This window comes from Sulfitobacter sp. 1A13679 (assembly GCF_043557115.1).
Taxonomy (GTDB): Bacteria; Pseudomonadota; Alphaproteobacteria; order Rhodobacterales; family Rhodobacteraceae; genus Sulfitobacter; species Sulfitobacter faviae.
This window is the reverse complement of record NZ_JBIFFO010000060.1, coordinates 1-1,422: the sequence shown is the minus strand read 5'-3', so window position 1 is coordinate 1,422 and position 1,422 is coordinate 1. Positions and strand designations below refer to the sequence as shown.

Annotated in this window: 1 protein-coding gene and 1 tRNA gene; one reads left to right on the top strand and one right to left on the bottom strand. The window is 58.0% G+C overall.

The genetic code is table 11. The features are described 5' to 3' along the window. Nucleotides 1–555 precede the first annotated feature (555 nt). Nucleotides 556–631, bottom strand: a tRNA-Trp gene (locus ACGYLA_RS19510). A gap of 143 nt (nucleotides 632–774) precedes the next feature. Between ACGYLA_RS19510 and ACGYLA_RS19505 the strand changes: the two genes are divergently transcribed. Then, nucleotides 775–1,272 carry a DUF892 family protein gene (locus tag ACGYLA_RS19505; protein WP_394434631.1) on the top strand — a complete coding sequence of 166 codons (498 nt, stop codon included), beginning with the start codon at nucleotides 775–777 and terminating at the stop codon, nucleotides 1,270–1,272. Nucleotides 1,273–1,422 lie beyond the last annotated feature (150 nt).

Genomic DNA, 1,422 nt, shown 5'->3' with positions numbered 1-1,422 from the left:
ACAAAAGAAACTGAGATGCGCCCTAACTTCTTGGCGCGCCCCGCCTCTCATACCTCGAATTCTTATCCGCCTCGTGACCCGAACCACCGCGCTTCCGCTGCCGTCCGCCCCGTCTGGCGCCCCAGCGGTGCGTCTCAGCGCCGCCGGTAGAGGGGGTTCTAAGGTTAGTAGGACAAAGCCGCAAGCAGAAAGTGAGAAAAGATGAGATTTCGGGGGACTTTTCGGCAAGCTGCTGAAATGGCGTGCTATTTCTATAGGAACAGGCCCTGAGTTCCGCCGCGACGGCAGCATGCGACTGCGTTGAAACCTCGATGACCGGGTGAATCATCCCCGAATTAAGCGCCATAGAGGGGAAGTTGGGTGAATCGCCTCAAGGCGGCGCGACTCGCTGAACGCTTGCGCAAGGACGCCTGAGGTAGGCAAATCTATAACGAATAAATTGCCGCGGCTCGGCACACCCACAGGGGACGCGCCCGCTTCGCACGGATGCAGCGAACCGCCAAGAATGAAATGCCCCGCTCGGCGGCGCAGCTTCATCGCTAATTTAAGGAAATATGGCAGGGGCTGAGGGACTCGAACCCACGACCCTCGGTTTTGGAGACCGATGCTCTACCAACTGAGCTAAACCCCTATGCCGGAGGCTTGGGTAGTCGCAAACGGGCGGCGGATCAAGAGCAGATCTGACCTTTCCGCCGATATTCTCTTCTTTGGGGAACATTGAGCGGCCAGCTTACGTTTTCTCGTCGAACCAAGCCCGAAATTGGAGGACGAACGATGACTATGAACAATCTCAAAGACGTCTACACCGACCAACTGCAAGACCTCTACTCTGCCTGCAAGCAATCGCTCGAAGCGACCAACGCTCTGGGCCGCGCAGCGGAGGACAAGGAACTTAGCGAAGCGCTGATCGACGGCAGCAATGGAATCGCCAAGGGCATGGATGTGCTGAGGTCCATCTGCGCCAAACATGACCTCGACCCGGAAGGCGAGCACTGCCACGGGATGGAAGGTCTTGTCAAAGAGGCGCATAAGCACGTGCTGGAGGAGGATTTTGGCGACAGCGATGCCCGCGATGCGATGATCATCACGCAGTATCAGCGGATGGTGCACTATGCTCTGGCGGGCTACGGCTGCGTTGTCGCCTTCGCCAATCGTCTGGGCGAGAATGAAGATGGTGCACAACTGCAAGAGCAGCTTGATCACACCTATGATGGTGACCGCCGCATGACAGAGATCGCGACCAAAGGTGGCGTGAACGCTGACGCCGCTTGATTGCGGCTGAATTAGAACGAGTGGAGCCGGCTCTTACGAGCGCCGGCTTTCTCGTTTCAGGGGGGTCGCATAGCCTGCCAAAGCAAAAGGCCGCAGCAAACGCTGCGGCCTTTCGAATATCTGAACCGTGGTCCCCGGTCAGGACGGGGG

Bases quoted from the DNA above. Each gene is read 5' to 3' on its own strand.
- ACGYLA_RS19505 (WP_394434631.1), top strand. From the start codon at position 775: ATGACTATGAACAATCTCAAAGACGTCTACACCGACCAACTGCAAGAC.